This is a genomic window from Desulfocurvibacter africanus subsp. africanus DSM 2603 (assembly GCF_000422545.1).
In the GTDB taxonomy this organism is placed as follows: domain Bacteria; phylum Desulfobacterota; class Desulfovibrionia; order Desulfovibrionales; family Desulfovibrionaceae; genus Desulfocurvibacter; species Desulfocurvibacter africanus.
Genome location: NZ_KE383874.1, coordinates 46,460 through 55,568, shown reverse-complemented (window position 1 = coordinate 55,568; position 9,109 = coordinate 46,460). Strand labels below are relative to the sequence as shown.

Sequence of the window (9,109 nt, the reverse complement as noted above, 5' to 3'; positions counted from 1 at the left end):
CTCATCTAGGTCGCCCCTCATGCAGGGGCGTGGATTGAAACCAGACTCCGGCCACCGAAGTCCTGTATGGGGGCAGGTCGCCCCTCGTGCAGGGGCGTGAATTGAGACTCTCCCTACAGCGGCCGGCTTGCCGAATGCCTCGCGTGCCTCTCCTTTTCATGCCGGCCATCCGCTTCAGTTCCCGCTGGTTCGAGAAAGCCTGCGCAGATCCTGCCCCTGAACCGAACCCCTGGCTGTTGCCCCTCCTTTCCTATCTGGTATCCTGCTCCTGGACCCTCCAAATCAGCGGAGGTCGGTCATGAGGGATGAAGGGGATGCCAGCAAGGACAGACGCATCGAGGAACTCGAGGCAAAACTCACCGCATATGAGCGGTGCGAGGAGGAGCGCAGACAGTCTGGCCGGGGATGGTGGGGGGAAAGCTACGAGGAGGGTGTGCAGCTTCTCCAGGACATCATGGAGTTCATCCCGCAAGGCCTGATCATCGCCAAAGGCCCCGAGGCCAGTATCCGGAATATCAGCCGTTACGGCCAGGAGATCCTCGACCAGCCGCTGCGGGACGTGCAGGGCCGTCCCCGCGATGGAGGGCTGCAGACATGGAGGATGCTCCATGCGGATGGCGTCACGCCCGTGGCTGCGGAGGACCAGCCTCTCGCGCGCTCGATCGCCAGAGGAGAACTGGTCGCCGAGGAGGAGTATGTCATTCTGCGCCCGGACGGAGGGAAGGTGCCGATCGCCTGCAACTCCGGGCCGATCCGCGATGAAAGCGGCAGCATAACCGGAGGGGTGCTCTCCTGGATCAATGTGGCCAAGAGCCAGAAACTGCTGGAGGAGCTGCGGGAAAGTGAGGCGCGATTCAAGGCCACGTTCGACCAGGCCGCGGTCGGAATGGCGCAGACTTCCCCCGGCAATCGCTTCCTGCGGGCCAATGCGAAGTATTGTCAGATGCTCGGCTACACTTTCGACGAGCTTGCCAGGATCTCGCTCGAGGACATCGTCCTGCCTGAGGACCGGCCTAAGGCACGGCTGCTGGTCGGGCAGCTGCTTGCCGGGATCATTTCTTCAATCTCGCTGGAGTGGCGCTGCCTGCGCAAGGACGGATCGATCATCTGGACCGAGGTCACCTCCTCCCTGGTGCGGAAATACTCCGGAGAGCCCGATTACATTATCCACGCCAAGCTGGACATCTCGGTGCGCAAGAAGGCCGAGGCGGAGCTTTTCAAAAGCGTGCAGGAATACAGGGCCCTGGCGGAGAACTCGCCCGACCTCATCGTCAGGATCAACAGGTGGCTTCGCTACCTGTATGTCAATCCGGCCTTTGAAGCGTTCAGCGGCCATCCCGCTTCCGAGTGCATCGGCAAGTCCGTCGAAGCGTGCTGCCTGCCTGAACTAACCGAAAAGATCGAGGAAGTGGTTGCACGGGTATTTTCCACCCATCAGGCGGAGAGTCTGGATTTCGCGTTGCGCAAGCCCCCGGAGGATGCGCGGCATTTCCAGGCCAGCGTCGTACTGGAGAGCGGCCAGGAAGGGCTGGAGGAGTCTGTCCTGATTCTTTCCCGGGACATCACGGAACTCAAGCGGCTGGAGGCGGAATCGAAGCGGGCCATGGAAGCCGCCGAGCAGGCCAACCGGGCCAAGAGCGAGTTTCTGGCCAACATGAGCCACGAGATCAGGACGCCCTTGAACGGGGTCATGGGCATGCTCGATCTGGCGCTCATGAATAATCCGGATCCCCCTGTGCGCAACTATCTGGAAATGGGCAAGCAGTCGGCCGGCCATCTGCTGCATATCGTCAACGATATCCTTGACCTGGCCAGGATCGAGGCGGGCAGGATCGAGATAGAGACGCGTGAGTTCGATGTGCGCATGTCGCTCGAGGCGCTCTTCAGGACCATGGCACTGGAGGCGGAGAAAAAAGGCCTCCGGTTTTCGGCCGTCATCGCTCCGGACATCCCGTCCCGCCTGATTGGGGACGAGGGACGCCTGATCCAGGTCTTCACCAACCTCATCGGGAATGCGATCAAGTTCACCACCAGGGGCGAGATCAGCGTCAAGGTGACGCTGGCACGACCTGCGGATATCGGCATGCAGGAGGCTTGCCCGCATACCGATGCCATCTGCCTGTTCTCTTCCATCAGCGATACCGGCATCGGCATCCCGGCGGATCAGCTCGAAAAGGTCTTCGAGAGCTTCGCCCAGGTCAGGGGAGACTTGCATCTGCAGCATTTCGGCACAGGGCTGGGCCTGCCCATCAGCCGGCAGCTTGTGGAACTGATGGATGGAAAAATCTGGAGCGAGAGCGAACTCGGCAAGGGCAGCACGTTCTATTTCACGGTGACGCTGCAGGAAGCGCCGAATGCGCAACCGGAAACCAGGCCCCCCAGGCGGAAGTCGGAAAAGCCCAGGAAAGTTCCCCTGATGATCCTGCTGGCCGAGGATAACCCGATCAACAGGCTGCTGGCCGAGTCGCTTCTCACGCAGCGCGGCCACACGGTAAAGGCCGTCGAGAACGGACAGGAAGCGATCGAGGCGCTTGCACGGGAGCCCTTCGATGCGGTGTTCATGGACGTGCAGATGCCGGTGATGAGTGGTGAGGAGGCAACGCGCAGGATCAGGGACGGCGAACTGCCCGGTGTCGATGCCGCCATTCCCGTCATCGCCCTGACCGCCCATGCCTTGAAAGGCGATCGGGAGCGGTTTCTGGCTAAGGGCATGGACGACTACCTGGCCAAACCAATCGACCTGGAACAGCTGGATCAAGCTCTGGAACGGGTTGCGGCGAAGAGGGAGAGCCTGCAGGACAGGTAATCAGTGCTTTCAGCATCTGCTAGAGCAGATTGCTTTTAAGACGCCCGCTCCGGCGTTGACGGCGCAAGTGAATTGCGCCTACGCCGAAGCTAGCGGCAAGCCATGTCGGCGCATGGCTTGCAGAGCATTTTCAAAAGCAAAATGCTCTAGTGCTCGACTTCAGCATGATTCAAGCTCGTCCGGAGGGACGACATGGTTCGAGGCATACCATTCGCCCTGGTCGCTATCTTCACTGCCTGGCCGGTACCGGCTTGGGCTGTACAGCCCCATGGCGGAGCGGAGGGGCTTTACGTCCACCAGTTGGGCCACATTCTCTTCTTCGCGGCGGTAGTCAAGCTATGGCTGCTGCTGAGAGCCAGATTCCGAGCCGCGAGCCGGCCTTGGCGCAGGATGCGTTGGTCCGCGGCGCTCTTCGCGCTCTGGAACGTCGTGGCCTTCACTTCCCACTTCTTTGAGGTTCAAGTCGCCACGGCCGTGGACCGCGGCCAAGTCCCGCCGGTTTGGAGTGCGCCAGGTGACGCTTCACTTCTGAGTTATCTCATCTATATAAGCTCGCTGGACAATCTCATCCTTGTGCCGGCGATGCTCTACTTCTACCTGGGCTTGCGTGGCTTGCTTGGAGAACGCCCATGATCCTGGGGATGCCGTTGAACCTCGTGCTGGTGGTGGACTTCCTGGGTTCCGGGGTGCTGGTTATCCTGGGCGGAGCCTCGGTGGCAATAACCTTGCGCCTGGCTGCGCGAGAACCTGAAAACCCTCGCTGGTCGTACATGGGTGTCTTGGCTCTGGCCCTGGCTGCTTTCGCCCTGAGCCGGGCCCTGGGGCACATGGGCAAGGCCGTGCTTCTGGCCATGGGTCGGACCGATCTGTGGCAGGAGTTGACCCCGTACAGTGGGGCCCTGAACACCGCGACGTTTATCATCATCGCCGCAGTGTCGTTTCTCTATGGGAAAGTAGAGGAAAATGTGGATTTGCTTCGCAGCTATTCGCAACGCTTGGAACATTCCTACACCGCCCTCAAGGATACCTATCGCGACCTGCAGCTGCAGCATCAACGGATGCTGATCCTGGAGCGCAAGGCCGTGGTCAGCCGGATCGTTACCGCTCTGGCCCATGAGACCCGCAACCCGCTTTCCAGCATCGCCGGCTTCGCGCGCATCCTACGCCGGGAATGCGGAGACCAGGAGCGACCCTGCCAGCGGCTGGACATCATCCTGGACGAATGCTCCCGGCTGGAACGGTTGGTGGACGGCATCCTCAAAACCCGGCACGAGGCTCCACTACATTTTGCTCAAGTCCTGGCCTCGGATATCCTGGACGACACCCTGCGGCTCAGCCGGACCGCTGCCGGCTCTCGTGGGGTGACCTTGCGCCTCGAGCCTGGTCCTCCCGGACTGGACCTGCGCGCCGACCGTGAGAGCCTGGCCATGGCACTGACGGAACTGGCGCTCAACGCCATAGAGGCGAGTCCTCGGGGAGCGGAAGTGACGCTTGGGGCGGAAGACGCAGAGAGTATGGTTCGTTTCCAGGTACAAGACCGCGGGCCCGGCATTCCCCAAGAAGTCCTCCCCAAGTTGTTCGATGGGACGTATAGCACGAAGCCCTTGGCTTCGGGGCTGGGGCTATCCTTCGTGCGCGACATCGCCGGCCTGCATGGCGGAAGGGCCGCCTGCAGCTCCCCGCCCGGCCAGGGGACGACCTGCACCCTGAGCCTGCCCAAGGTCGACGCCGAACGCGCAGGGCGCCAGGCTGAACAGGCCCACGCAGATTGCTTTTGAAATGGGGGTCCAGGGGAATCATTTCCCTGGTGGGAGGGTCTGGGAGGGCAAAGCCCTGCCCAGTTTTGCCAACTCTTATGCAAAAAGCTCTTAGGGCAGCAGGCGCAGGCCGTATTTCTCGCTGAGCAGGCCCTGGAAGGAGGCCACGAGCTTCAGGCACTGGCGCAGGCGGTCGCGCTCCAGGGCCGACAGCCCGCGCGGGTCGATGGCGTTGTCGGGAGGCAGCCCGGCGCGCAGCCGCTCGATCTGGCCGCGCACGCGCAGGGCCTGGATATGCTCGTAGGCCTCGCACAGGTCGCGGCACAGGGTCTCGGGCAGCACTCCGGCCTCGGCCAGCCGGTCCAGACGGTCGAAGGTCGAGGTCTCGGCGATGCCGTGCTCCAGGGCCAGGGTCTTGGCGCCCTGCATGATGGGGAACAGGCCGCCCTTCTTCACGTCGAGCCGCCCGTGGGCCGAGCCGCCGCGCTCCACCTGCAGGCCGCCGAAGAAGCCGAGCGGCGGGTCGAAGCGCAGGGCCTCGCGCGCCAGATAGCGCAGCAGCACCGGGGCGTCCGCCAGCTTGCGCACGAGGTGCGCGCGCAACCCTTCGGTCAGGGCCGCGTCGCCCAGGATATGCCGGGCGTCGGCCAGCAGCGAGAGCTTGAGCACGGCCTCGGCGTCGGCCTTGAGCACCAGGCGGTCGATTTCGGCCCGCCAGCGGGACAGCGGCATCCTCCAGGCCGGGTTGTCGGCCATGATGCCCTTGCTGCAGCGCGGCAGCCCGGCTTCGGCCAGGATCGCCACGAGCCGCCCGGCGAATTCGCCGGCGGCCTTCACTCCCGCCTCGCCGGAGCCGTCCGGCACGATCATGGCGTTGTCCTGGTCCGTGGCCAGGAATTGCTCGCGGCGGCCTTCGCTGCCCAGCGCGCACAGGGCTGCCTGCTGCCCGGAGCCGTCTCCGGCCAGGACCGCGGCGCGCAGGAGCACGCGGTCCGCGATGAGCGCCGTGAGCCGGCCGACCTTCTCCATGGCCAAGCCTTCGGCCACGGCGCGTGCGACCATGGCCGTCAGCCGCTCCATGACCGCGGCCAGGGCCGCCGGGGTTTCGGCCTTATCTATGAGCCTGGCCGTGTGCACGGGGTTGTCGCCGCCCGAGGTGAGCAGGTCGCGCTCCTCCACGATGGCCCGGGGCCGCCCGTCCTCGCCCGTGAGCACGAGGCGGCGGATGTTCTTCTGCACCATGGCCGCGAAGGCTTCCACCAGAAGCCTGCTCCTGTCCATGGTGACCAGCGGGCTGCTCGCGAAATCCCGAGCCGGCCTGCTTCCGGCGTTCTGGGCCACCGCCCGCACCACGTCGCGCTCGGTGAGGATGCCCAGGCTTCCCTCGCCCAGGTCGAGCAGGCAGGACGCGGCACCGGCCTCGGCCAGGCGGCCGGCCGCCTCGGCCAGGCTCAGGCCGGGCCCGAGCGTGAGCGGGGCGCGCAGCTCCAGGTCGGCCAGGCGGCGACCCAAGAGTGGGTCCGCGGGCATGACCGCGCGGCGTTCGGCAAGCTCCAGGGCGAAGCGCAGCCGCGCCGCCCGCCAGGCGAAGTGCTCGGCGGCCTCGGGCAGGGCCAGCAGGCCGGCGAAGGTCTGCGCAGGCAGGGCCGCCACGCTGCCGTCCTCCAGGGCCTGGGCGGACAGGGGCGGCAGCTCCTCCCCGGACAGATGGGCCTCGAAGCCGAGCACGTCGCCGGGCACGGCCAGGTCCACGGCCTGGTCCTCGCACAGGATCTCGAACAGCCCGGACACGACCACGTGTACCTGTCGATCCTCGCGGGCCGGGGATGGCAGCCGCCCGCCAGCCGGGATGTGCCGGATGGCCGCCCGCGCTGCGGCCTCCCGCCGGATGTCCGGGGGGAGGTCGCTGAACGGGGAGACCCGTTCCAGGAAGGTGAGCAGGGCCTCGCTCATTCGGCGCCGACCGACAGGTAGTTGCGCACCTTGAGCATGGCGAACTTCTTCTCGGCTTCTTCCTCGGGCCGCAGCAGCGAGCCGAGCCAGCCGGCCAGGAAGGCCGCCGGCATGGAGATGAGCGCCGGGTTCTTCCAGGCGAAGATGGCGCTCGGGTTGCCGAGCACGTCCACCCAGACGGTGGGCGAGAGGATGATGAGCGTCGTGGCGGTCAGCGCGCCCGTGGCGATGGACAGGGTGGCCCCGAAGGTGCTGAAGCGCTGCCACAGGATGGACATGAGCAGGGCCGGGAAGTTGGCGCTGGCGGCGATGGCGAAGGCCAGACCGACCATGAAGGCCACGTTCTGGCCCTTGAAGGCTATGCCCAGGCCGATGGCCAGGACGCCCAGGGCCAGGGTGGCCCGCTTGGCGACCTTGATCTCCTGCGTCTCCGTGGCCCGGCCGGCGGCGAACACGTTCACGTAGAGGTCGTGGGCGAAGGTCGTGGCCCCGGCCAGGGTCAGCCCGGCGACCACGGCCAGGATGGTGGCGAAGGCCACGGCGGCGATGAAGCCCAGGAAGACCGTGCCGCCGGTGGCTTCGGCCAGGAGCAGGGCAGCCATGTTTCCGCCCTTGTCGATGCGGGTGATGATGTCCTGGCCCACGAGGACCATGGCCCCGAAGCCGATGATGAAGGTCAGTATGTAGAAGTAGCCGATGAGGCCCGTGGCGTAGAAGACCGACTTGCGCGCGGCCTTGGCGTCGGGGACGGTGTAGAAGCGCATGAGGATGTGCGGCAGCCCGGCGGTGCCGAACATGAGCGCGATGCCCAGGGACACGGCGTCCAGGGGATTGGCCACCAGGCCTCCGGGGGCCAGGACGCCGTCTCCGTAGCGCGCGGCGGCCGCGGAGAACATCCTGCCCGGGTTGAAGCCGAAGTGGGCCAGGACGAGGAAAACCATGACCGTGGCGCCGCTGAGCAGGAGCACGGCCTTGATGATCTGCACCCAGGTCGTGGCGAGCATGCCGCCGAAGAGCACGTAGGCGATCATGATGGCCCCGACGATGATCACGGCCAGCTCGTAGGGCAGCCCGAACATGAGCTTGACGAGCGATCCCGAGCCGACCATCTGGGCGATGAGGTAGAAGGCCACGGTGGTCAGGGAACCCACGGACGCGGCGATGCGCACCGGTTTCTGGCGCAGGCGGTAGGCCACCACGTCGGCGAAGGTGTACTTGCCCAGGTTGCGCAGGGGCTCGGCGATGAGGAAGAGCACGATGGGCCAGCCCACCAGGAAGCCGATGGAGTAGATGAGTCCGTCATAGCCCTTGAGCGACACGAGCCCGGCGATGCCCAGGAAGGACGCGGCGGACATGTAGTCGCCGGCCAGGGCCAGGCCGTTCTGGAAGCCGGTCACGCTGCGGCCCGCGGCGTAGAAATCCGAGGCGGTCTTGCTCCGTTTGGCAGCAAAGTAGGTGATGACCAGGGTCAAGGCCACGAAGGCGAAGAAAAGCGTGATGGACAGGGCGTTGGGCTGTCCGATGGTGGTGCTGAAAGGTTGCATGGCTACTCCTGTTCCTCGGCGAGTATTTCGCTGACGGCCTTGTCATAGGATGTGTTGGCCCAGACCACATAGATGCCGGTCAGGACCCAGGCGGCCAGGATGACCCCCAGGCCCACCAGGATGCCCAGGGTCATGTGCGCGCCGATTTTGGCCATGAGCAGCTGCTTGCCGAAGGCCAGGACAAGCACGAAGCCGAAGTAGATGGCCAGGATCGCGGCGGTCAGGATCAGGGAGATGGTCCACTTGCGCCGGACGAGTTCCAGGAATTTGGCCTTTTGGAGCACGTTGGTTACGGAGATCATGGCTGCCTCCTCGCGCGGTCGGTTGCGGTCGGCGATGCCCAGGCGGGCACCACGACACCTGTTTGCCATGTGAAATATTTTATGTGCAGCGTTTTTCGGTGGATGGCGCATGCGGGTGCATCAGCGGCAAATGGCGAGAGGGGAGGGCCGGTCGACCGTTTGGCGGCGAGTTTACGCCGTTCGGCGTGCAGCGGACGGTTCGTCTGGGGCAGATTGCATTTGAAATGGGGGGTCCAGGGGAATCATTTCCCTGGTGGGAGGGTCTGGGAGGGCAAAGCCCTGCCCAGTTTCTGCCAGCTCTTGCGCAAGATGCCCTAAAGCTCAGGCAGCCATGAATTTGGCCCAAAGCGTGCGTGATCTCGGCCCGTCGAATTCGCAGAAGTAAACCTTCTGCCAGGTTCCAAGCTGCACCTGGCCGCCTTCGATGATCAACGTCTGACTGCAGCCGAACAGGCTCGACTTGATATGCGCGTCGGAGTTGCCCTCGGAATGGCGGTAGTCGCCCTGATGGGGAACAATCTTACGCAAATTAACGATGATATCGCGAACCACATCCGGATCAGCTCCTTCGTTCACTGTCACTGCCCCAGTGGTATGCGGGCAGTAGAGCAGCAGCAGGCCGCTCGACCAGCGATTGGCCAGAATCAGGCTGCGGACCTCGCCGGTAATATCCAGCATCTCCTCTCGATTGCGGGTGCGGATCTGCAGAGTTTCCATGAGCGCCTCTTTTGCGGGTATTGCCTGCCG

The 9,109-nt window shown here is 64.7% G+C and carries 7 protein-coding genes; 3 read left to right on the top strand and 4 right to left on the bottom strand.

All coding sequences use genetic code 11. The annotated features are described in order from the left end of the window. Positions 1-298 precede the first annotated feature (298 nt). The 3 genes from H585_RS0119615 (at position 299) to H585_RS0119605 (ending at position 4,584) form a co-directional block, all read left to right on the top strand. Complete coding sequence (locus tag H585_RS0119615) at positions 299-2,806, top strand: PAS domain-containing hybrid sensor histidine kinase/response regulator (RefSeq protein WP_027369082.1); 2,508 nt, start codon at positions 299-301, stop codon at positions 2,804-2,806. 192 nt (positions 2,807-2,998) lie between these two features. Then, positions 2,999-3,439: a hypothetical protein gene (locus tag H585_RS0119610; RefSeq protein ID WP_027369081.1), complete on the top strand. Its 441-nt coding sequence runs from the start codon at positions 2,999-3,001 to the stop codon at positions 3,437-3,439. Continuing rightward, complete coding sequence (locus tag H585_RS0119605; protein ID WP_027369080.1) at positions 3,436-4,584, top strand: sensor histidine kinase; 1,149 nt, start codon at positions 3,436-3,438, stop codon at positions 4,582-4,584. Before H585_RS0119610 ends, H585_RS0119605 begins: the two co-directional genes overlap by 4 nt. A gap of 90 nt (positions 4,585-4,674) precedes the next feature. Here H585_RS0119605 and H585_RS21870 read toward each other — a convergent pair whose 3' ends face one another. The 4 genes from H585_RS21870 to H585_RS0119585 form a co-directional block, all read right to left on the bottom strand. Continuing rightward, complete coding sequence (locus tag H585_RS21870; protein ID WP_034628601.1) at positions 4,675-6,516, bottom strand: putative nucleotidyltransferase substrate binding domain-containing protein; 1,842 nt, start codon at positions 6,514-6,516, stop codon at positions 4,675-4,677. Beyond that, the gene (locus H585_RS0119595) at positions 6,513-8,060 is read right to left on the bottom strand and encodes a sodium:solute symporter family transporter (protein ID WP_027369079.1); all 1,548 of its coding nucleotides are present in this window, start codon (positions 8,058-8,060) and stop codon (positions 6,513-6,515) included. The genes H585_RS21870 and H585_RS0119595 overlap by 4 nt, the downstream gene beginning before the upstream one ends. A gap of 2 nt (positions 8,061-8,062) precedes the next feature. Further along, entirely contained in the window at positions 8,063-8,362 is a 300-nt protein-coding gene (locus H585_RS0119590) for a DUF485 domain-containing protein (protein ID WP_027369078.1), read from the bottom strand. A 321-nt stretch (positions 8,363-8,683) separates the two neighbouring features. Beyond that, positions 8,684-9,079 carry a secondary thiamine-phosphate synthase enzyme YjbQ gene (locus tag H585_RS0119585; protein WP_027369077.1) on the bottom strand — a complete coding sequence of 132 codons (396 nt, stop codon included), beginning with the start codon at positions 9,077-9,079 and terminating at the stop codon, positions 8,684-8,686. Positions 9,080-9,109 lie beyond the last annotated feature (30 nt).